The organism is Pectobacterium sp. A5351, assembly GCF_028335745.1.
Classification (GTDB): domain Bacteria; phylum Pseudomonadota; class Gammaproteobacteria; order Enterobacterales; family Enterobacteriaceae; genus Pectobacterium.
Map to the genome: position 1 here is coordinate 4,162,774 of NZ_CP116477.1, position 22,636 is coordinate 4,185,409.

21 protein-coding genes are annotated in these 22,636 nt (G+C 47.9%); 13 read left to right on the forward strand and 8 right to left on the reverse strand.

Features of this window, described 5'->3' with window-relative positions; translation table 11 throughout:
• Positions 1-97 precede the first annotated feature (97 nt).
• Complete coding sequence (gene metR, locus O1Q74_RS19165; protein ID WP_271875077.1) at positions 98-1,033, forward strand: HTH-type transcriptional regulator MetR; 936 nt, start codon at positions 98-100, stop codon at positions 1,031-1,033.
• Here the strand turns inward: metR and O1Q74_RS19170 are convergent.
• The 6 genes from O1Q74_RS19170 to O1Q74_RS19195 all read right to left on the reverse strand — a co-directional run bounded on the left by O1Q74_RS19170 (position 939) and on the right by O1Q74_RS19195 (position 6,262).
• On the reverse strand, positions 939-1,838 hold the full coding sequence (locus O1Q74_RS19170; RefSeq protein WP_271875078.1) for a carboxylate/amino acid/amine transporter: 900 nt from the start codon (positions 1,836-1,838) through the stop codon (positions 939-941). The genes metR and O1Q74_RS19170 overlap by 95 nt on opposite strands.
• 249 nt (positions 1,839-2,087) lie before the next feature.
• Complete coding sequence (gene pagP / locus O1Q74_RS19175; RefSeq protein WP_271875079.1) at positions 2,088-2,741, reverse strand: lipid IV(A) palmitoyltransferase PagP; 654 nt, start codon at positions 2,739-2,741, stop codon at positions 2,088-2,090.
• Between the two features lie 307 nt (positions 2,742-3,048).
• A complete protein-coding gene (cysE, locus tag O1Q74_RS19180; RefSeq protein WP_271875080.1) occupies positions 3,049-3,870 on the reverse strand; it encodes a serine O-acetyltransferase in 822 nt (273 codons plus the stop codon).
• A 267-nt stretch (positions 3,871-4,137) separates the two neighbouring features.
• A complete protein-coding gene (gene gpsA / locus O1Q74_RS19185; protein WP_271875081.1) occupies positions 4,138-5,157 on the reverse strand; it encodes an NAD(P)H-dependent glycerol-3-phosphate dehydrogenase in 1,020 nt (339 codons plus the stop codon).
• Positions 5,157-5,627 (reverse strand): protein-export chaperone SecB, encoded by a 471-nt coding sequence (gene secB, locus O1Q74_RS19190; RefSeq protein WP_263058295.1) that lies wholly within the window; start codon positions 5,625-5,627, stop codon positions 5,157-5,159. The genes gpsA and secB overlap by 1 nt, the downstream gene beginning before the upstream one ends.
• A 203-nt stretch (positions 5,628-5,830) precedes the next feature.
• The gene (locus tag O1Q74_RS19195) at positions 5,831-6,262 is read right to left on the reverse strand and encodes a rhodanese-like domain-containing protein (protein ID WP_271875082.1); all 432 of its coding nucleotides are present in this window, start codon (positions 6,260-6,262) and stop codon (positions 5,831-5,833) included.
• A gap of 364 nt (positions 6,263-6,626) precedes the next feature.
• Here O1Q74_RS19195 and envC point away from each other — a divergent pair, with 364 nt between their 5' ends.
• Both envC and O1Q74_RS19205 read left to right on the forward strand, forming a co-directional pair.
• Positions 6,627-7,928 carry a murein hydrolase activator EnvC gene (gene envC, locus O1Q74_RS19200; protein ID WP_271875083.1) on the forward strand — a complete coding sequence of 434 codons (1,302 nt, stop codon included), beginning with the start codon at positions 6,627-6,629 and terminating at the stop codon, positions 7,926-7,928.
• Positions 7,929-7,930: 2 nt separating this feature from the next.
• Complete coding sequence (locus tag O1Q74_RS19205; protein ID WP_271875084.1) at positions 7,931-8,878, forward strand: divergent polysaccharide deacetylase family protein; 948 nt, start codon at positions 7,931-7,933, stop codon at positions 8,876-8,878.
• 51 nt (positions 8,879-8,929) lie between these two features.
• Here the strand turns inward: O1Q74_RS19205 and tdh are convergent, their stop codons facing one another.
• The gene (gene tdh / locus O1Q74_RS19210) at positions 8,930-9,961 is read right to left on the reverse strand and encodes an L-threonine 3-dehydrogenase (RefSeq protein WP_271875085.1); all 1,032 of its coding nucleotides are present in this window, start codon (positions 9,959-9,961) and stop codon (positions 8,930-8,932) included.
• A 10-nt stretch (positions 9,962-9,971) separates the two neighbouring features.
• A complete protein-coding gene (locus tag O1Q74_RS19215) occupies positions 9,972-11,168 on the reverse strand; it encodes a glycine C-acetyltransferase (protein ID WP_271875086.1) in 1,197 nt (398 codons plus the stop codon).
• A 242-nt stretch (positions 11,169-11,410) separates the two neighbouring features.
• On the opposite strand from O1Q74_RS19215, the gene rfaD reads away from it, so the two are divergent.
• The 10 genes from rfaD (at position 11,411) to yibB (ending at position 22,441) form a co-directional block, all read left to right on the forward strand.
• Positions 11,411-12,343 carry an ADP-glyceromanno-heptose 6-epimerase gene (gene rfaD, locus O1Q74_RS19220; RefSeq protein ID WP_271875087.1) on the forward strand — a complete coding sequence of 311 codons (933 nt, stop codon included), beginning with the start codon at positions 11,411-11,413 and terminating at the stop codon, positions 12,341-12,343.
• A 23-nt stretch (positions 12,344-12,366) separates the two neighbouring features.
• Complete coding sequence (gene rfaF / locus O1Q74_RS19225) at positions 12,367-13,464, forward strand: ADP-heptose--LPS heptosyltransferase RfaF (protein ID WP_271875088.1); 1,098 nt, start codon at positions 12,367-12,369, stop codon at positions 13,462-13,464.
• The gene (rfaC, locus tag O1Q74_RS19230) at positions 13,461-14,444 is read left to right on the forward strand and encodes a lipopolysaccharide heptosyltransferase RfaC (RefSeq protein WP_271875089.1); all 984 of its coding nucleotides are present in this window, start codon (positions 13,461-13,463) and stop codon (positions 14,442-14,444) included. Before rfaF ends, rfaC begins: the two co-directional genes overlap by 4 nt.
• A 26-nt stretch (positions 14,445-14,470) precedes the next feature.
• Positions 14,471-15,727, forward strand: a complete 1,257-nt coding sequence (locus O1Q74_RS19235) for an O-antigen ligase family protein (RefSeq protein ID WP_271875090.1) — start codon at positions 14,471-14,473, stop codon at positions 15,725-15,727.
• Between the two features lie 192 nt (positions 15,728-15,919).
• The gene (gene rfaQ, locus O1Q74_RS19240; RefSeq protein WP_271875091.1) at positions 15,920-16,990 is read left to right on the forward strand and encodes a lipopolysaccharide core heptosyltransferase RfaQ; all 1,071 of its coding nucleotides are present in this window, start codon (positions 15,920-15,922) and stop codon (positions 16,988-16,990) included.
• On the forward strand, positions 16,987-18,111 hold the full coding sequence (locus O1Q74_RS19245; RefSeq protein ID WP_271875092.1) for a glycosyltransferase family 4 protein: 1,125 nt from the start codon (positions 16,987-16,989) through the stop codon (positions 18,109-18,111). The genes rfaQ and O1Q74_RS19245 overlap by 4 nt, the downstream gene beginning before the upstream one ends.
• A 74-nt stretch (positions 18,112-18,185) precedes the next feature.
• The gene (waaO, locus tag O1Q74_RS19250; RefSeq protein WP_271875093.1) at positions 18,186-19,199 is read left to right on the forward strand and encodes a lipopolysaccharide 3-alpha-galactosyltransferase; all 1,014 of its coding nucleotides are present in this window, start codon (positions 18,186-18,188) and stop codon (positions 19,197-19,199) included.
• Positions 19,200-19,249: 50 nt separating this feature from the next.
• The gene (locus O1Q74_RS19255) at positions 19,250-20,272 is read left to right on the forward strand and encodes a glycosyltransferase family 8 protein (protein ID WP_271875094.1); all 1,023 of its coding nucleotides are present in this window, start codon (positions 19,250-19,252) and stop codon (positions 20,270-20,272) included.
• 155 nt (positions 20,273-20,427) lie between these two features.
• Complete coding sequence (galE, locus tag O1Q74_RS19260) at positions 20,428-21,459, forward strand: UDP-glucose 4-epimerase GalE (protein WP_271875095.1); 1,032 nt, start codon at positions 20,428-20,430, stop codon at positions 21,457-21,459.
• A 106-nt stretch (positions 21,460-21,565) separates the two neighbouring features.
• A complete protein-coding gene (gene yibB, locus O1Q74_RS19265) occupies positions 21,566-22,441 on the forward strand; it encodes a protein YibB (protein ID WP_271875096.1) in 876 nt (291 codons plus the stop codon).
• Positions 22,442-22,636 lie beyond the last annotated feature (195 nt).

Here is a 22,636-nt window from a genome sequence, read left to right on the forward strand (position 1 = left end):
TCCTCATTTAGCCGTCCAGATGTTTACACATCCATAATCCGCAGGTAGTGTAGTAACTACAAGCGCAATTTATTCACTGTCACTGTGAAGGACTCTCATGATCGAATTCAAACACCTGCGAACGCTGCAAGCACTGCGCAATACCGGATCGTTAGCCGCCGCTGCCGCTGCACTTCACCAAACTCAATCGGCGTTATCCCACCAGTTCAGCGATCTGGAACAGCGCCTTGGGTTCAGGCTATTCGTACGTAAAAGCCAGCCGCTGCGCTTTACGCCTCAGGGAGAAATTCTGTTGCAGTTGGCAGAGCAGGTGTTACCGCAAATCCAGCAGGCGTTGCAGGATTGTCATGCGCCGCACCAGACCACGCTGCGTCTGGCCATTGAGTGCCATAGCTGTATTCAGTGGCTGACACCTGCGCTAGACGAGTTCCATCAGCACTGGCCGCAGGTGGTGATGGATTTTAAATCGGGCGTGACGTTCGATCCTCAGCCAGCGCTCCAGCAAGGCGAGTTGGATCTGGTGATGACTTCCGACATCATGCCGCGCAGTGGCCTACACTATTCGCCTCTGTTTGATTTTGAAGTCAGACTAGTGCTGGCTCCTGACCATCCGCTGGCGGGAAAAGAGAAAATCGAACCGGAGGATTTTACCGCCGAGACCCTGATGATCTATCCGGTACAGCGGCAGCGACTGGATGTCTGGCGTCACTTTTTGCAGCCGGCAGGTGTCAGTCCTACGCTGAAAAGCGTGGACAACACGCTGCTGCTGATTCAGATGGTCGCTGCCCGCATGGGCATCGCCGCGCTACCGCACTGGGTAGTGGAAAGCTTCGAGCGTCAGGGACTGATTGTAACCAAATCACTGGGGGATGGACTTTGGAGCCGGTTGTACGCCGCCGTCCGTGACGGAGAACAGCGCCAACCGGTGATTGATGCGTTTATTCGTTCGGCGCGTCAGCACGCTTGTGAGCACTTACCGTTTGTGAAGGACGCTTCACGACCCAACGCTGGTGTACCCACAGTGAGGACGTGATAATTATCGTCCCCACGATAAAGCTCAGCCAGTCTGGCGTTTTATGCCAGATAGCAAAATTGACCAAGAGGCCAGCTGGCACATGGAAGTTATTCATTATGCTAAGCGTTACGGCATCCACCTGGGTTGCGCCGTAGTTCCACATAAAATAACCCAGGCCGGAAGCACCAATCCCCAACCAGAGCAGTACGCCCCACTGCAAAGTTGTGGTGGGTAATTTATCCAGATTGCCGAAGAACAGCCACGCGGTTATCGTCACGATCGCCGCGCCCAGATAAAACCAGGAAAATGCACAGTGCTGCGGTACGGGATAGAGTTCCATCAGGCGCTTATAGCCAACCTGACCTGCGGCAAAACAGACGTTAGCCGCCTGCACCAGCAGGAATCCCCACCAGAAATGCTCACTCACACCGTGATAGTGGATCACGGCTGCGCCGAATACCGCCAGCAGAGCGCTCATGACATAGCCCCAGCGCAGACGCTGCCGGGCAAGCAAATCATAAATCAGCGTGACATACAGCGGCGTCATCACCGTAAAGAGTAAAAACTCAGGTACGGTCAGGTACAGGTAGGCCTGGAAGACGAACAGGTACATGATACCCAGTTGGCAAGCACCCACTAACAGATACAAGAAAATGACACGTGGCGCATAGCCTCGAAAGCGTAAAAACGGCAAAAACACCACCGCCGCCGCTGTCAGACGGAACATCGCAGAAAACCAGCTATCAACCTGACCTGCCAGATATTCGCCAATCAGGCTGAATGAAAATGCCCACAAGATAGTGGTAATAGTAAGTAATGGCACAACAACATCCGCTTAGGAAAAAGTCTCGCCATTGTAACGGAGATGACTGAATGAATTTCAGTCAATGTGGTTTACATTAGAGTGAATAACGAACAAATGGACGAGTGAATGTCACAATGAGAGAAACGGCATTAAATAACCATTTTCCAAGTAACATTTACACCACCGAATATATTCGGTCAGTGCGACGCTTTATCAAATAATTAGAGCCTCTTTTCATGAAATAAAAGAGGCTCGATAACCGAAAAATTAAATCTGCCATCTTAACCAGGCAAAGAAAACATTTCCGTTATTATATGTGCCAGGGATGTAAGTCGCCTGGAAAGAGAGTTTGTTATAACTTATTGATGCCAGAGGCAGCAATACAGGGATCGGAATATAGTTCCAGTTGTCACGCATCGTTACGCCAGCCGTAAAACCCAGCCCCAGTTGAAAATCCTGATCGCTGGTTGGCCGCCAGCGCTTTTCATAACCATAGCCACCGATTGGCTCCCATTTATTAAAGGAATCCTTAAAAGCCATAATATAAAGCCCGTGCCAGTCCCCATCCTTATCCAAACGGGAAACACCGTAGCCCGCGCCCCACGGCCTTTCATTATATCGATCAGTCTTTTCTTTATCGTACGTCCAGCGGTTATGCCAGGTAATCGCCGGGATATAAATATCGTGGCTTTGCGGCGAATTCCAGGTCGTAGACAGGTTATTTTTACTTCTCTGCCACCAGCTTTCACTCCGCTTATCCGATGCCAAATCATTGGAATCAACCGCTGTAAGGGTACGGTTAGCCGTGCTATCCGTATTATTTATCCCTACATTATTTATGCTTTCTGCTGCGTAGCTCAAAAAAGGGACAACGGGTAGTGTACTCAAACTCAGCGTGATTAAAGTTCGCTTCAAATACATATAATGTTCTCTGTAACAGCGTCACGATTCCATTCAAACAAAGGTAATCCAGGCAAAGCTATCCTTGGTCGTTACCAAAATATATAGTTCAACTTACGCCATCTGCCTATATAAGCGGTAAACTAAAGCAGCCTATTATGAAGGGATAAGTAACAACTTTGCTTAAATAGATAGTGAATTCAGTACCGATTTCAGACGTTTCTTAGCAGAAATAGCAAAAAACCACCTTATTTATCGGTGGTTTATACTCTGATGAGGAACCGTTCAAGATGGATAGCAAGAGCGGTGAATCGCCTATGCTGCGGGGCTAGATACCATCACCGTATTCAAAGCCACGATTGATGCCGTTGAAATACTGATCCATATCCATAGCAGGTTTATCGCTTTCCGGTCGACCGACAATACGAGCCGGGACACCTGCCGCCGTCGTGTGTGGAGGAACGGATTGCAGCACGACAGAACCGGCACCAATTTTCGCGCCACAGCCAACTTCAATGTTCCCCAGAATTTTCGCACCAGCACCAATCATCACGCCTTCACGAATTTTAGGGTGACGATCGCCACTCGTTTTACCCGTACCGCCCAGCGTCACGGATTGCAGAATAGAGACATCATTTTCAACCACAGCGGTTTCGCCGATCACAATACCTGTCGCATGATCGAGCATGATCCCGCAGCCAATTCTCGCTGCTGGGTGAATATCGACACCAAAAGAAACCGAGATCTGGTTCTGGAAATAGACCGCCAGTGCTTTACGATCCTGCGACCAAAGCCAGTGGCCAATGCGGTAAGCCTGTAGTGCATGAAACCCTTTCAGGTAGAGCAGCGGCGTCGAGTATTTATCCACCGCCGGATCGCGCAGGCAGACAGCCTGAATATCGCGCGCGGCAGAAACGATCATTTGCGGATCGGCGTGGTAGGCTTCTTCCACCACTTCACGAATGGCGATAGCGGGCATGATCGCATTTGCCAGCTTGTTCGCCAGCATATAGCTCAGTGCGCTACCCAGGTTCTCGTGCTTCAGCAGCGTGGCATGAAAAAAGCTGGCCAGCATCGGTTCACAGTCTGCGAGACTGCGCGCTTCTGCTTTGATATTGGTCCAGACCAGTTCCAGTTCTTCTGTCGACATTGCCTTACTCTCCGAGATACCACACACCACAACGTATATCTGTTCTCAAACGGCAGGCTTAATAGCACCACCGCTCGCATACAAGAAAATGAAGATACTATGAGCCTCCCAGATTAGGAAGCCCAGCATATACTCGTCATACTTCAAGTTTCATGTACGTTGGCTACGTTCAGTCACCCGAATCACTTACCTGAGTAAGCTCATCGGGACTCCTTCCCTTGCCGCCTGCCTGAAACTCGAATTATTTAGAGTATAGAACGACGTGTTTTATAATCTGGCGGTTTCGTCTTTACGCGTGCGCCCCAACAGGCTCAGTGCCGCCTCTCGGGCGTCTTTTCCGCAATACAGCACCTGCCAGAGTTGTTCGGTAATTGGCATTTCAACGCCGTAGCGCTGTGCTAGCGCCAACACCTCTTTCGTATTGCGATATCCTTCAACAACCTGACCAATGCTATCCTGCGCACTCTGTACATCCATTCCCTGCCCTAGCATCATCCCGAAGCGTCGGTTACGGGACTGATTATCAGTACAGGTCAGCACCAGATCGCCAAGCCCCGCCATCCCCATGAAGGTCGAGGGATCAGCACCCAGCGCCGTGCCAAGCCGGGTCATTTCCGCCAGCCCGCGGGTGATCAACGCGGTTCGCGCATTAGCGCCAAACCCAATGCCGTCAGACATCCCGGCACCGATAGCGATGACGTTTTTCACCGCTCCGCCCAGTTGCACGCCGATAAAATCCGGATTGCTGTACACACGGAAACTTTTCCCACAGTGCAGCAGTCGCTGTAGGTCATCGGCAAATTCACTGTCCGTTGATGCCAGAGCAATCGCCGTTGGCATACCGGCCGCTAATTCTTTGGCAAATGTCGGACCAGAGACCACCGCAAGCGGAATGGTTTCACCCAACGCTTCGCGGGCAACATCCTGCAATAAACGTCCCGTTTCGGCTTCCAGCCCTTTTGTCGCCCACACGATACGTGCATCGGCCCGTAAATGCGGTTTCAACTGACGCAGAACATCACCAAACACATGGCTCGGCACCACAACCAGCACGTTTTTGCTGGCAGCAAGCGCATGGGCCAAATTGGTTTCCAACTGTAGCGAATCGGGGAAAGGGACATCCGGCAGGAAGGCCTGATTACAGCGGGCAGCCTGTAACGCCTGAATGTGTGTAGGGTTATGACCCCACAGTACGACTCGATGGCCATTACGCGCCAGCGTAATGGCCAGTGCGGTGCCGTACGAACCGGCACCGATGACGGTCATGGAAGCGTCAGACGCGTTCATCAGGCATCCTGATGCTGCGCAGCGCCTTCACCTTCGGCCTGCTGCTGCAGGTAGTTCATGAACAGCGCATCAAAGTTAACTGGTGCCAGGTTCAACTGCGGGAAGGTACCGCGAGAAACCAGGCTGGTGATGCACTCACGTGCGTAAGGGAACAGAATGTTCGGGCAGTATGCGCCCAGGCAGTGCGCCAGTTGGGTTCCTTCAATACCGCCAACGGTAAAGATACCACCTTGCTGAACTTCACACAGAAACGCCGTTTCTTCACCCAGAGAAGCCGTTACGGTCACACGCAGAACAACTTCATAGATGTCATCAGCCAGTTGGCTGGACGCCGTATCCAGATCCAGTTTTACTTCGGGCTGCCATTCCTGCTGGAACACCTGAGGCGCATTCGGCGCTTCAAAAGAGATATCTTTGGTGTAGATGCGCTGGATTTGGAAAGCCATTTCTGTGTTGTTTTGTTCAGACATGTTAAGTAATACCCTTTTGTTAGATTTTCTTGACGTCTTCCGTCGTCATAAGTAGGCGGACGTCAGCACAGTTCTGTCATTATCGTACTGCAATCAGCCTGTCGGTTATCCTGCCAAATCGTTGCCATTCTTGCTGCGTATGACTTATCACACTATGACTGATCACACACGGCACGACGAGGATAGTTTTACCACAAACCGTTTTATTTGCCGCGGACTAAAGGCAGATTCTCACCACTCCAGCCAGCCAGGCCGTCTTTCAGTATCTGCACACGCTCAAAGCCCGCTTTGAACAAATTCTCGGCCGCTTCGCGTGAAGAGAGGCCGTTGGCGCATACCACGATAATCGGTTGCGACTTATGTTTTTCAAGTTCACCTACGCTGCCGTTTTTAATGTCGTTCGGCAACAGGTTAAATGCGTTGGCAATATGGCCACGGCGATAGTCGTCACGGTTACGGATATCAACGACGACAGCATCTTCTTTATTAATCAGGCGGATCGCTTCACCGCGAACCACTTCTTTTACGTTCGACAGTTTACTCTTCACAGTAAGCACGATAACCGCAACCAACAGTGCAACCCAGGAAATGCTCAAAATAGGGTTCTTGCTAATGAATGGCATAATCTCTTGCATGGGGTGTAACGACTCCCGGATCAGTTAATCAACAAAAATATAAGGTTCCTGAGTATACCTGCGCGATACGGCAATTACAGCCAGTAAGCCAACATAGCGTATCGAATCTGCGGCGCGATACCCAAAAATTTCCAGGATAGCGATTTAACGCCATCCCAACACCGACGCCAGCCAGAGAGAGCAGGCCACAGAAACTGGCATACCCAATAATGCCATTCCTTCATTTTATGCGCAGAGCTTTCCATTTATCCATTATTGATACGCATAGATGCCCGTCTTTGTGCCATGCTTGTCACGTCTGGAAATAGAAATCAGACAAGAGACAACTGGTAAGCCGCTGTTCATCGTGGAATAATTCACCGCTATGAGTAAAAACGCGTTATTTGTACAGAGTCGAGTGGCATGTAGCGCCGATCGCCATTTATCCGCATTACAAAGGCTGCTCACCCGCTGCGTCAGCGCACTCTGCGTTGGCGTTTTGCTGTTGCCCGCGCTCAGCCAGGCGGAAGATAATCAGACACAGCTCAAGACTCTGCAACAAGATATCGCCGCGAAAGAAAAAAGCGTTCAGGAGCAGCAAAAGCAACGCAGTGCGTTAGTCCAGCAGTTGAAAACGCAGGAGCAGTCTATCTCTCAGGCCAGTCGTCAACTGCATGAAACGCGTAATACGCTGTCCACGCTAAATAAAGAATTAACCAGCCTCAGCGCCTCTATCGCAAAACTGCAATCTCAACAGGATAAGCAACAAACGCTGCTCTCCCGTCAGCTTGACGCTGCTTTCCGGCAAGGCCAGCACAGCGCGCTGCAATTAATGCTGAGCGGAGAGGAAAGCCAGCGCAACGAGCGCATCCTCGCCTACTTCGGCTACCTGAATGAAGCCCGCCAGAAATCCATCCACGAATTGCAGCAAACCCGCGTGGAGCTGGCTGACCAAAAACATCAGTTGGAACAAAAACAGGCGCAGCAAAAAACGCTGCTGAGTGACCAACAGCAGCAACAGCAGACGCTGGAGCAGGCGCAGTCCGATCGGAAAAAAACGCTGTCGACGTTGGAAAGTTCGCTGGAAAAAGATCGGCAGCAGTTGACGGAACTGCGCCAGAATGAAACCCGGTTGCGCGACCAGATCGCTCGCGCCGAGCGAGAAGCGAAAGCCCGCGCCGAACGGGAAGCACGCGAGGCCGCCAAAGTTCGCGCGAAGGAAGAACAGGCCAAACGCAGTGGCAGCAGCTACAAACCTACAGAAGGTGAACGCTCACTCATGGCTCGAACCGGCGGTTTAGGGCGGCCTTCAGGTCAAGCCATCTGGCCAGTTAACGGCCGTATCGAACACCGTTTCGGCGAACCACTACAGGGTGAACTACGCTGGAAAGGCTTGGTGATTGCCGCGCCGGAAGGAACGGAAGTGAAAGCCATCGCCGACGGTACCGTACTGATGGCCGACTGGCTACAAGGCTACGGGCTGGTCGTGGTGGTGCAGCATGGTAAAGGCGATATGAGCCTGTACGGCTATAACCAAAGCGCATTAGTTTCCGTTGGCGCTCAGGTCAGAGCGGGTCAATCCATTGCACTGGTCGGCACCAGCGGTGGGCAGAGCCAGCCCGGACTGTATTTCGAAATCCGTCGTCAGGGTCAGGCGGTCAATCCACAACCTTGGCTGGGAAGATAGTCTTGTCATATTTCACCAAAACGCCGTTGTTGGCATTAAGTCTGCTCGCGCTGTCTCCTTTGGCACTGGCAGGAAAACTGTCCATCGTCATCGATGATTTCGGCTATCGCCCGCATAATGAGAACCAGATTCTGGCGATGCCAACGGCGATTTCCGTCGCGGTATTGCCCAACGCGCCATACGCCCGTGAAATGGCGACCAAAGCCCACCAACAAGGGCGAGAAGTCTTGATTCATCTGCCAATGGCCCCGATGAGCAAGCAGCCGCTGGAGCGTGACACGTTACGCCCGGACATGAGCAGTGACGAAATTCAGCGCATTATTCGCCAGTCGGTCAATAACGTGCCTTACGCCGTGGGGTTGAACAACCATATGGGCAGCGCGATGACCGCCAGCCTGCCCGGCATGCAAAAAGTCATGCAGGCGCTAAGCGCTTACCAGCTCTATTTCCTCGATAGCATGACCATCGGAAGCAGCCAATCCAGTCAGGCTTCGGCGGGAACGGGCGTCAAAGTCATCAAACGCAAAGTCTTTTTGGATGATTCGCAAAACGAAGCCGAGATTCGTAAGCAGTTTACCCGCGCGGTGCAAATTGCCCGCCGCAGCGGTTCCGCCATCGCTATCGGGCATCCGCATCCTTCCACTATCCGCGTCTTACAGCAGATGCTGCCCACGCTGGATGCCGATATTGTCTTAGTCCGTCCCAGCCAGTTACTGAATGAACCGACGCGGCAGTACGAACCTCAGCCACAGCAACCAGCCAAACCGCGTAATCCATTCCGCGGCATACAACAGTGTCGGGTCAAGCAGCCGCCGGAACCGATGAAGAACGATGTGTTCTTCAGGCTGGTGAGCAGCAGCATTCAGGAAAGCGCCCCGGTGATGTTTATCAAACACCGCTGGCAGACCTGGGTGGCACCGGCCGAAACCGAAACGCCCGCGCAGCCGTAACGCCGAGTGTGCGTTTCCCTTTTGCCATCGCACGAGTTCGTTACGGCGGGGTTATTCTGTACTCCAATTGAGAATAACCTTGCCCGATTGACCCGATCGCATGGCATCAAAGCCTTTTTGAAATGCATCAATGTGAAAGCGGTGGGTGATAATCGGTGACAAATCCAGCCCGGACTGAATCAGCGCCGACATTTTGTACCAGGTTTCGAACATTTCCCGTCCGTAGATACCTTTGATAAACAGCCCCTTAAAAATCACCTCTCCCCAGTCAATCGACATCGGTTCGTGCGGAATACCCAGCATGGCGATGCGCCCACCGTGGTTCATCGCTTTCAGCATGGCGCGAAAGGCCGATGGCGCACCCGACATCTCTAACCCAATATCAAACCCTTCGGTCATGCCTAGTTCTATCATGACGTCAGCCAGCCTTTCCTCTGCCACATTGACGGCCCGCGTTGCCCCCATTTTCCTGGCGAGATCCAGACGGTACGCATTCACATCGGTAATCACGACGTTTCTTGCGCCAACGTGGCGACACACCGCTGCTGCCATCATGCCTATCGGCCCCGCGCCAGCAATCAAGACATCCTCCCCCACTAAATCAAAGGAAAGCGCGGTATGCACCGCGTTGCCGAAGGGATCGAAAATGGCGGCCAGCTCGTCAGAAATATTGTCGGGAATGCGAAACGCGTTGTAGGCAGGAATCACCAGATATTCTGCGAACGAACCGGGACGATTGACCCCGACGCCGATGGCATTGCGGCATAAATGACGTCGCCCAGCCCGACAGTTGCGGCAGTAGCCGCAGGTAATATGGCCTTCGCCGGAGACCCTGTCGCCAATATGGAAACCGTTAACTTCCTGACCAATCGCGACAATTTCACCAACGTATTCGTGCCCGACGACCATCGGAACGGGAATAGTCTTCTGCGACCATTCGTCCCAGTTATAGATATGTACATCCGTTCCGCAGATCGCGCTTTTGCGGATTTTAATCATAATGTCGTTATGTCCGAGCTCCGGCATGGGGGAATCCACCATCCAGATGCCTTCTTCCGGCCGCAGTTTTGCCAATGCTTTCATGACGGTTTCCTCAGTTGATAACACCCAGACGTTTGCCCACGCGCACAAAAGCCTCGACGGCAAATTGGATTTGCTGCGGCGTATGGGCGGCCGACATTTGGGTACGAATACGCGCCTGACCGGGGGGAACAACGGGATAGAAAAAGCCGGCGACGTACACGCCTTCCCGCTGTAGCGCCTGCGCAAAATCCTGCGCCAGTTGCGCTTCGCCCAGCATGACGGGAATGATGGCGTGATCGGCCCCCGCCAGCGTGAACCCTGCGGCAGCCATCTTTTCACGGAACAGACGAGCATTTGCCCACAGACGTTCACGCCGTTCGCCACTCTGTTCCAGCAGATCGAGAACGCTGAGCGACGCGGTGACAATCGCTGGCGCAAGCGAGTTGGAAAAAAGATAGGGTCGAGATCGCTGGCGCAGCCAGTCGATCACCTCATGCCTGCCCGCCGTATACCCCCCCGACGCGCCCCCCAGCGCCTTACCTAGCGTCCCGGTAATGATGTCGACGCGATCCATCACCCCACGGTGTTCATGCGTTCCGCGCCCTTGTTCGCCCACAACCCCCACCGCATGGGAATCATCCACCATCACTAGCGCGTCATAACGATCCGCCAGATCGCAAATCCCCTGCAAATTGGCAATGACGCCATCCATCGAAAACACGCCGTCAGTGGCGATCATGATGTGCCTTGCCCCTTCCGCTCTCGCCAGTTGTAACTGCGCTTCCAACTGATTCATATCGTTATTGGCATAGCGGTAGCGTCGCGCCTTCGATAGCCGAATACCATCAATGATTGAGGCATGGTTGAGCGCATCGGAAATAATCGCATCCTCCGGCCCCATCAGCGTTTCAAACAGCCCGCCGTTGGCATCAAAACAGGAGGAATAGAGAATCGCGTCATCCATTCCCAGAAAATCCGCCAGCTTACGCTCTAGCTGCTTGTGGATATCCTGCGTTCCACAGATGAAGCGCACCGATGCCATACCGAAACCGTGGCTGTCCAATCCGGCTTTGGCGGCGGCAATCAGTTCCGGGCTGTCCGCCAGACCAAGATAATTATTGGCACAGAAGTTGAGTAAGCGGTTGCTGTCCATCACCTCGATTTCAGCCTGCTGGGCAGAGGTAATAATGCGTTCCTCCTTGAACACCCCTTCGGTACGTGCAGCCATGATTTGTGTAGTAAGTTGTTGATAAAAAGCGGCAGGCATAGCGTGACTCTCACATAAAAAGATCGCTTTATGGTTTTTAAGCTAGCGGATGTGGGCAGAAATGCGGGGTAAACAGTCTGAAAATGCAGGCTTCGTCACGGCCTGAATCATCTTAAAAACGTTGAGGCAACACGGGATAAATTAAGCTCTGGCTGCTTGCGGTAAAATGAAATGCTATTATAGCGGTCATAAATAGCGTGGGGCGCGGTGCCCCACCAGCAAGATTAACAAAGGTCGCGCCCATGATTATCGTTACTGGCGGTGCCGGTTTTATCGGCAGCAATATCGTAAAATCTCTGAATGACATCGGCTATCGGGACATTCTGGTGGTCGATAACCTGAAAGACGGCACCAAATTCGTCAATCTGGTCGATCTGGACATCGCCGATTACATGGATAAGGAAGACTTCATCGCCAGCATCGTTGCCGGTGACGATCTGGGCGATATTGATGCCATATTCCATGAAGGCGCTTGCTCTTCCACCACCGAGTGGGATGGCAAGTACATGATGGATAACAACTATCAGTATTCCAAAGACGTGCTGCATTATTGCCTCGATCGCAACATTCCGTTCCTGTATGCCTCGTCTGCCGCGACCTACGGCGGTCGTAACGATAACTTTATCGAAGAGCGTCAATACGAGCAGCCGCTGAACGTCTATGGTTACTCCAAATTCCTGTTCGACCAGTACGTGCGTGAAATTCTCCCAGAAGCAGAATCGCAGATCTGCGGCTTCCGCTATTTCAACGTCTACGGACCGCGCGAAGGCCACAAAGGCAGCATGGCAAGCGTCGCATTCCACCTGAATAACCAGATTAATCAGGGCGAAAATCCGAAACTGTTTTCCGGTAGCGAGAACTTCCAACGTGACTTCATCTACGTCGGCGATGTCGCCGCCGTCAACCTGTGGTTCTGGCAAAACGGTGTTTCCGGCATATTCAACTGCGGTACCGGCCGCGCCGAATCCTTTCAGGCGGTTGCCGACGCTACGCTTGCTTTCCACAAAAAAGGCAGCGTGGAATACATCGAATTCCCCGAGAAGCTGAAAGGCCGCTATCAGGCTTACACTCAGGCTGACCTCACCAACTTGCGTGCCGCAGGCTATGACAAGCCGTTCAAAACCGTCGCCGAAGGCGTAGCGGAATATATGGCCTGGCTGAACCGTACCGTTTAATCAAATAAGGATTCATAAGCGGTATGAAAATTTTGGTCATCGGCCCTTCCTGGGTCGGCGATATGATGATGTCGCACAGCCTTTATCGCACCCTGAAGGCTGAACACCCGGAAGCGGTTATTGACGTGATGGCGCCAGCCTGGTGCCGTCCGCTGCTGGCACGTATGCCGGAAGTCAATCAGGCGTTAGCCATGCCGCTAGGTCACGGCGCACTGGAGCTGGGCGAACGTCGCCGTCTTGGCGTCTCGCTGCGCGATGCGGGCTATGACCGCGCTTACGTGCTGCCTAACTCCTTCAAATCCGCGCTAGTGCCTTTCTTTGCCAACATTCCGCAGCGTACAGGCTGGCGTGGCGAAATGCGTTACGGATTGCTGAACGACGTACGCGTGCTGGATAAAGCCGCATTTCCGCTGATGGTTCAGCGCTATACCGCGTTAGCCTACGATCGTAGCCGTATTCGTCGGGCCGAAGACTTACCTCAGCCGTTACTGTGGCCGCAGTTGCAGGTCAATACGACCGAAATTGCGGACATGACGCAGGCGTTTAACCTCAGCGATGCGCGCCCCATCATCGGTTTTTGCCCCGGTGCCGAATTCGGCCCTGCCAAACGCTGGCCGCATTATCACTATGCGGCGCTGGCACAATCACTGATTGAACGCGGCTACCAAATAGCGCTGTTCGGCTCGGCCAATGACCGTTCAGCCTGTGACGATATCCTTCAAGGATTGACGGAAGGCGCGCGGCAGCATTGCGCTAATCTGGCAGGGAAAACCTCGCTGGAACAAGCGGTGGTGCTCATTGCCGCCTGTCACGCCGTCGTCAGCAATGACTCTGGACTCATGCACGTTGCTGCGGCACTTCATCGTCCGCTTGTCGCGCTTTATGGCCCAAGTAGCCCCGATTTTACCCCACCGCTGTCTCACCAAGCCGAGGTGATTCGGCTGATCACCGGCTATCACCGGGTGCGCAAAGGGGATGCCGAACAGGGTTATCACCAGAGTTTGATCGACATTCAGCCCGAACGCGTGCTCAGCGCACTCGATAACTATCTTGTTCCGGTTCAAAAAGAAAGCCTTGTTCAGATTCAGAGAGAAAACCCGCTGCCGGGAGCTGACGCATGAGAGTGCTGATCGTGAAAACATCGTCGATGGGCGATGTGCTGCATACGTTACCCGCCTTGACCGACGCGATGCAGGCTATTCCCGGTATCCAGTTTGACTGGGTGGTTGAAGAAGGTTTCGCGCAAGTTCCTAGCTGGCACCCGGCGGTTTCTCGTGTGATTCCAGTCGCAATACGCCGCTGGCGCAAAAGCTGGTTCAGCGCCCCGATACGTCAGGAACGTGCTGAATTTAAACGCCAGCTGCGTCAGTACCGTTATGATGCCGTCATTGATGCGCAAGGGCTGATTAAAAGCGCGCTGCTGGTGACGCGGCTCGCCAACGGAAAGAAACACGGACTGGATTGCAAGAGCGCGCGTGAACCGCTGGCAAGCTGGTTTTATAACTATCGCCACCCGATAAGCCGTCAACAGCATGCCGTCGAGCGCGTACGAGAGCTGTTTGCCGCCAGTCTGGGCTACCGGAAACCCGCCGAGCGCGGCGATTATGCGATTGCCTCGCGCTTCCTCTCCCAACCGCCCGCAGACGCCAACCGCTATCTGGTGTTTCTCCACGCCACAACGCGCGATGAAAAACACTGGCCGGAAGCACACTGGCGTGAACTGATTGACCTATTGGCGCCGAGCGGCCTACGCATCAAACTTCCCTGGGGAGCGGAGCATGAGCATCAGCGCGCATTACGGCTAGCGGAAGGGTTTCCTCACGTTGAGGTCTTATCGCGCCTCACGCTGCAACAGGTCGCCGAGGTATTAGCAGGCGCCAAAGCCGTTGTTTCCGTCGATACCGGGCTTAGCCACCTGACGGCGGCATTGGATCGTCCGAATATCACCCTATACGGACCAACCGATCCAGGGCTGATTGGCGGCTACGGAATGAATCAGGTGGTAGAAATGTCTGAAAGCCAGAAAATGGAGACAATTCCTGCTAGCCACGTCCATCAGAAATTAGAGAATCTGATAGAATTACCGGCATCAGGCGAGTGATATCGCTCCCGACTGTGAACAAATACATGCTTAATGAATTAAGATACGAACTGGGCAAAACACCCAGTATAAGCTCAACTGTCGCGCTTAAAACCGTTTTCCCCGGCTGTTTACTCACATTAGCTATTATGCCATTTAGTAGCATTATTGCCGGGTGGCTGTTTTATCTCACGGGTTCTCTCTCTGTTTTCTATGTGGCGACAAACCTAAGAACCGTAATAGCGGCTAAACGATTGTTACTGATTCCACTTTTCCTGCTGGCTATCGGTTTAACCAATCTCATCTGGTATCACCACTATTATCAACCTGATAGCCTTTTCCCTTATGTCTATAACGCCTACAGGGCATCCGCACACGCCGGTATTCTGGGTGCATTTACCCTGCTGACGGTCTTGCATCTCTCACAAAAGAGTCAGCCACAACGGTTACATGCCTATATGCTCGTCATTTGTGTCTTAGCGTTAGGATATGCATTTTATCAGGCATGGTTCAGTGGTATGCATCGTATTGGGCTGGTATTTGGCACGGCCACTAGCGCAGCCTATTTTCTGACTTTCGTCGGTGCCCTAAGCGCACAGGCCCTGCTTAAACTCGATTCGCCTCATAAGTATTATCTTTACCTGGGGCATTTTCTGTTAGTGATGGTGGCTATTCTGCTAACAGAGACGCGGGCAGCGATATTCGTCTACCCGATTGTCGGCGCGACTATTTTATTGTCAGAAGTCAGACATAATAAGCGCCTGCTTATTAAAGCATTCATCGGCTCAGCCGCCACTCTTCTCCTATGTTTATTCCTCTTCCAGAATACACTTCAGCAACGTGTCAACGACCTGATCAACGATATACACAGCTATAGTATGGACAACAGCATGACATCGGTGGGGGCGCGTATTGCGATGTACCAATCTGGTATCGAGGCAGGAGAAGAAGCCCTGTTTGGACAATCCGCCGAACAGCGTGCAGAACATATCATTGCACAAGCAAAGCAAGAGTCTGAATTATCCGGCGCGCTGGGATATTTGAATGTTCACCTGCATAATGAAGTGATTGACGCTTTTTCGTTGAAAGGCATACCAGGGGTGATACTGCTAGTATTGCTTTATGCCTCTCTATTTTATTTTTCATTTTTTGTTCTACGCAGCCACCTCTCTGCCGCATTGCTTTTTGCCCTGCTGATGTATGGACTTAGCGATGTCATTCTCTATTCACGAGACATGCTTATCGCGTGGCTTATGGCATTTTGCCTCGGCACAACGCTGACCGGAAAATGGCTAAAGAATTAGCCCTGTTATAATTAGCGTGTGGCAGTAGCATTTACCTCTGTGAGAGGGGAATGGGTTTTAGTACCATAGCGGGAAAATTAGCTATCCATGCTGTCGCGCCACATGGATAAGATCAGTCTTTTGGTCGCTGTTGAGCCAAAGGCGGTAGCGTGCCTGTAAAATAATAACCTTTGATGACATGAAGGAAAACGAGTGAGTCAACGCATCATCCCTTATCACCGGATTCTCGTGGTAAAGCTCAGATATCATGGCGATATGCTGCTGACCACTCCGCTCATCAGCACACTGAAAGCAAATTATCCTGAGGCTAAAATCGACGTATTACTCTATCAGGATACGATGCCGATTCTGTCCGCCAACCCAGAGATACATCAGCTCTATGGGTTGAAGAGAAAAACGAAGACGCTCTCCGAGAAAGTTCGTAATTTCACCGATGTCAGAAAAACACTGAAGAGCAATAAGTACGACCTCATCGTTAATCTTGCGGATCAGTGGCCGATTGCGTTGTTAGTAAAATCCTTAGGTGGACGTAGCATTGCGCTCGATCGCGGTAATAAACTGAAAGGTAAAATCTGGCGTTTGTTTTTCGACCACTGTGTACCGCCAATAGGCGCACATATTGTTGAACAAAATCTCTATTTACTTACGCCGCTAGGGCTACCAGCATCGAATGCCGTTTCACGACTATCACTGCATTATCATCAAGACGATGCCAAACGTATTTTTGACCAATGTCCGACGCTGTTAACACAACCTTATGTCGTCATCCAGCCCACAACGCGTCAATATTATAAATTTTGGGATAACGACAAGTTCGCCCAGGTGATTGACTATCTTAAAGAAAAAAATCTGGAAGTCGTGTTAACGTGCGGTCCATCGGAAGATGATTTATCTGTCGTTCGCGATATTTATTCACAGTGTATTCATAAACCTGAGATGTCATTTGCGGGCAAAACGAGCTTTCCAGAACTCGCGGCGTTAATCGACAATGCCGTGCTATATATTGGCGTAGATTCAGCTCCAATGCATATGGCTGCCGCATTAAATACGCCACTCGTCAGCTTATTTGGCCCAACAGACTACAAGGTATGGCGTCCGTGGTGCGAACACTATAAACAGATTTGGGCAGGGGAATATCAACCGATGCCAGCTCACTATAACTATGATCAGACAGTTAAGTATTTGTCCTGCATCCCTGCGGAAGATGTCATTTTGGCCTCAGAGCAGATGCTGAATATCACGTCGCAAAGAGATGCCCAATGAAAATTGCATTCAGCGTCTATAAATATTTTCCTTTCGGTGGGCTGCAACGTGATTTTCTGAGTATTGCGAAATCCTGCCAACAGCAAGGCCACGATATTCGTGTTTACACTAGCGAATGGCAAGGCGACAAACCTGAAGGATTTGAGATCATTCTCGTACCCATCTCTGGATTGGGAAATCATACTCGCCACCGCCATTTTTCCGACTGGATACAACACCATTTACAACAGCACCCTGTCGACCGTGTTGTCGGATTTAGCAAAATGCCAGGACTGGATTTCTACTATGCCGCGGAAGGATGTACGGCAGAAAAGGCCGTGCAGGAAAAAGGCTTCTTTTATCGACTCACCCCCCGCTACCGTGGTTACGCAGCGCTTGAACGGGACGTGTTCGATAAAAATAGCCACACGCGCATGCTAATGCTGACGCCACGGCAAATAGCCCATTTCCAGAAGCATTATGGCACACAGGATGAACGCTTTTTTATGCTGCCACCGGGGATTTCACTGGATAGAAAATACAGCGCACATTCTCCAGAAACGCGATCCCACTTCCGTCAGCAACATCATTTAAGTGAAAATCAATTTGTTCTGTTGCAAGTCGGTTCCGATTTCAAACGCAAAGGTGTTGGCCGCAGCCTGAGCGCTATTGCCAGCCTGCCAGAGGAAATACGCAAGCGCGTTGCCTTTCTGGTGGTCGGTCAGGACGATCCAAAACCGTTTCAACAACAAGCGGAACAGCTAGGTATTGGTAAACAGATCCACTTTTTCTCTGGCCGAGATGACATTCCTGACTTCATGGCAGCCGCAGACTTGTTACTGCATCCGGCTCATCAGGAGGCCGCTGGCATCGTTTTGCTTGAGGCTATTGCGGCGGGGTTACCGATACTGGTTACCGATGCGTGCGGTTATGCGTTTTACATTGAGCGCTCGCAGGCCGGGCAAGTCATCCCCGAACCTTTTAACCAGATAGCGTTGAACCATGCGTTGTCACATGCACTTAGTCAGCCGGAAACGCTGAAACAGTGGGCAGAAAATGCCCGCCATTTTGCGGATACCGAAGATATTTATAGTCTGCCGGAAAAGGCGGCGCAGTTGATTATCAGAGAAAACGATAGCTAAACCAGCGCAATCTATTGTTGTCAAAATAACGCGTTGATCCCCATCTATTTTTAAGATTTATAACCGAGTCCACTATGTATTTTTCATCGCAAGGTATTATAAAAAGAAAAATTTCATTTACTCATCCCTTAACGGAAAATTCAGAATCCGATACGCTAAATATCGCTTACGGTATTGATAAAAACTTTATGTTTGGCTGCGCCATTTCAGCAGCATCAATCTTGCTTCATAATCCTGACATCAACTTTTCATTTCATATATTCACCGATTCATTAAATGATGATGAAGAGCAGAAATTTCGAGCCCTCAGCACTCAATATAATGCAGAGATTAATATTTATATTGTAGATTGTGATGAATTGAAATCACTACCCAGCACCAAAAACTGGTCTTATGCAACCTACTTTCGCTTTGTCATTGCCGACTTGCTTTATCCAGAAATTGAAACACTCCTTTATATCGATGCTGACATTGTTTGCAAAGGCTCATTACACGAACTGTTAAAAATCGAATTTAGCAATAACATTGCGGCAGTGGTCGCAGAAGAAGACAAGGTTTGGTGGGAAAAACGAGCCAAGGCACTTGATGAGCCGGGAATCAATGCAGGGTATTTCAACGCTGGCTTCCTATATATCAATCTCGTACAGTGGCACAAATATGATATTAGCTCACAGGCTATGTCGCTCCTTGCCAAGGATGAAATAAAATCAAAAATATCTTACCTTGATCAAGACATATTGAATATTTTACTTACAGGTAAAACAATATGGCTTGATAAAAAATACAATACACAATATAGCATTAATTATGAACTTAATAAGCCTAAGCCAGTCAACCCTATAACGGACAGCACGGTTATGATCCACTATATTGGGCCGACAAAACCCTGGCATCAATGGGCTGAAAGTTACGCTTGCACAAAATATTTTCTGGATGCCAAAAAAGCATCACCATGGAATCATTCACCATTACTACAAGCAACAACTACGAGTAATATGAGATATTGTGCCAAGCATCAATTCCACAACGGTGACGTTGTTCGTGGATCGCTTAGCTTCATTAAGTATTTTTATAAAAAAGTATTTTAAAAAATTGCAAAAGTCTGCAAGTTAAGTTTTTCTTCTTTGAAGGTGATTTTATGGTCATTTCATCACATATTGATGTTCTTTCTGTTTCCGAAAATAGGCATCAACCAATCGCCGATAATGATACTCTAAACGTTGCTTATGGTATAGATAAAAACTACGCCATTGGTTGTGGAATATCAATAGCATCGATCCTCATCAATAATGATATCGATTTTACATTCCATGTTTTTTCTGATGATTTTGATGATGACTTTATTAAAAAATTAAATGTTCTTGCTGAAAAATTTAAAACTAAAATAGTCTTATATAAAATAAATTCTGACATGTTAAACACATTGCCTTGTACTGATATTTGGTCACATGCTATGTATTTTAGATTATTAGCTTTCTCCCATCTTTCAGATAAAATATCAAGCCTTCTCTATCTTGACGCTGATGTGATGTGTAAAGGCTCTTTAGCACAACTAAACAAACTGAATACAGCACCACATGTTGCTGCCGTAATTCGTGATGTGCCTGAAATGCAAAAAAAGTCAGCAAATCGATTAAAGATGGCAGCCTTAGAAGGAAAGTATTTTAACTCTGGCGTTTTATTCGTAAATTTAACCATCTGGAATGAATTGGATTTAACACAAAAAATATTTGATAAATTAAAAATTGGTGAGGAGTCAATTCAATATCCAGACCAAGATGTTATGAATATTCTATTACATGATAATGTAACCTTCCTTCCAAGAGAATATAATACTATTTATTCTATAAAAAATGAGTTGAAAGATCCAAGTCATCAAAAATATAAAGAAATCATAAAAAATGACACTATTCTCATACACTATACAGGTGTAACTAAACCTTGGCATAAATGGGCAAATTATCCTTCAACTATATTTTTTCATCAAGCACTCCAAAAATCGCCATGGATAACAGCAGATCTAAAAGATGCAACCGCATTCGTTGAAATGAAAAAAAAATATAAGCACTCTATTTCACAAAAAAAATATTTATCAGGTTTTTTAAGTTGTTTATGTTATGGAATAAGAAAATTATCAAAAAAATTACATAATCAGTTATGATGACATTAAATGTTTATTTTTTACATATGCAAATATGAATCTTAATCTCGAAAAATAATAATATTACCGCTAACAAAACAAACCATTTATTATAAAAATTATCTATAAAATTTAACATAATATTTTATTAACTAAAAACCCATTAGGAGATATACATGGCCGTATTAATAACAGGTGGAGCTGGATATATTGGGTCTCATACCGTCCTTTCTTTTTTACAAAGAGGAGATGAGGTAATTGTACTAGACAATTTATCTAACTCGCATATTGAGTCTATTCATAGAGTTGAAAAAATATCTGGTAAGCAGGCTATATTTTATCAAGGTGATATATTAGACAGACAATTTATATCTAATATTTTTTCTAGACATAAAATATCTAGCGTTATTCATTTTGCTGGTTTAAAATCTGTCGTTGAATCGATTAGTTCCCCTATATTATATTATAAAACTAATGTCTCTGGAACTTTAGTTTTGTTAGAGGAAATGCTAAGTTTTGGGATAAAAAATTTAGTTTTCAGCTCATCAGCCACAGTGTATGGTGAGCCTGAATTGATACCATTGAATGAATCTTGTCGAACAGGGGGAACAACTAACCCATATGGCTCATCTAAATTAATGGTAGAAAATATACTCCAAGATTTTTGTACAGCGAATAAAAATTTCTCATTGATAGCTCTTCGATATTTTAATCCTATAGGGTCACACCATTCGGGAATGATTGGCGAAGATCCTGATGGTATCCCTAGTAACCTTTTGCCATACATGCTTCAGGTGGCCATGGGTAAATTGAGTGCATTATCAATATTTGGTAATGATTACCCAACAAAAGATGGGACAGGAGTAAGAGATTATATCCATGTGATGGACCTTGCTAATGGTCATTTATGTGCCGTAGATCGTTTAGAAGATAACTATGGCTACCGTGTGTACAACTTAGGTACAGGGATAGGCTACTCAGTACTAGATATTATCAAAGAACTTGAGATCGTATCAGGAAAAAAAATCAACTATAATATAATGCCTCGACGTAAGGGAGATATTGCCGAATGCTGGTCCAATCCTAAATTAGCAGAGAAAGAGTTAGGATGGCGGGCTGAAAAAAATCTACAGTGCATGTTGACAGATGCATGGGCTTGGCAAGTAAAAAATCCTAACGGTTATTTATCTACCACGCCTAAGAAATAAAATCCCCAAAAAGGCTATTTATGATTTATTAACTCATCTAATGATGTATTAATATTTTTATAGCGTGTTTAATTACCTCCTACCTGATTAAAATCATAGGAAAAAAATGGCTCCCTCCATAACAATTGTTACTGCATTCTTTGATATAGGTCGAGGAAGTTGGACCCCAGAAAATGGCCACACGCCATACTTCCATAGAACAACAGATTCTTATTTTGAGTACTTTAATAATCTATCCCATCTTGACAACAAAATGATTATATTTACATCGAATGAATTTAAAGATCGCATAAAGAAAATAAGAGGAGAAAAACCGACGGAAATAGTAATTATTGATTATAAAAACAAACTAAATAGGATGAAAAACAAAGTATCAAAAATTCAAAAATCGACAGAATTTCAAAGTAAATTAAACAAGGAACAGTCAATTAGTCCCGAATATTTCTCACCAGATTATGTTATAGTCAATAATCTTAAAAGTTATTTTGTCACTAAATCCATTAGCATGGGGTTAATAGAAACAGACTTTGCTGCTTGGATAGATTTTGGCTATTGTAGAAACATAAAAATATTAAATGGACTTACACAGTGGGATTATTCATTCGATAGAGAAAAAATACATCTTTTTACTATAAATAATAATTTGGAGGTAAAGTCATTAAACTCTGTTTTTGATAAAATGCTTAATAATGAGGCTTTTATTATTGGCGGAGCCATCGTAGGTACTAAAGATAAATGGAATGAATTTTCTAACCTTGTCTGGCATTGCCAAAAACTAACTTTGCAGCAAAGAATTATTGATGATGACCAAGGTATTTATATTATGTGCTACTATAAAAACAATAGACTTATAAAATTAAACTATCTTGGAAAAAATAATTGGTTTAATTTATTTAAGAAATATAACCAAAAATCTTTATTTTCTAAACTAGAAATATTTAAGAGGAAGTTATTCTCTCATTTTTTCTCTACTAGTTCATGACATTTCTTATATTTGATTATTTTTAATTATCACTATCTTTACTATAAAAAATGAATAAGTAATATAAAAATACCCGAAAGTAATAACAACTAAAAAAATTAAAGATAGTAATATCTAATTAAATGGAGTAATTCGTGACTAACACTTTCCTACCTAATTGTAATAATGTTCGTATACTATCGTTGTATTGGAACA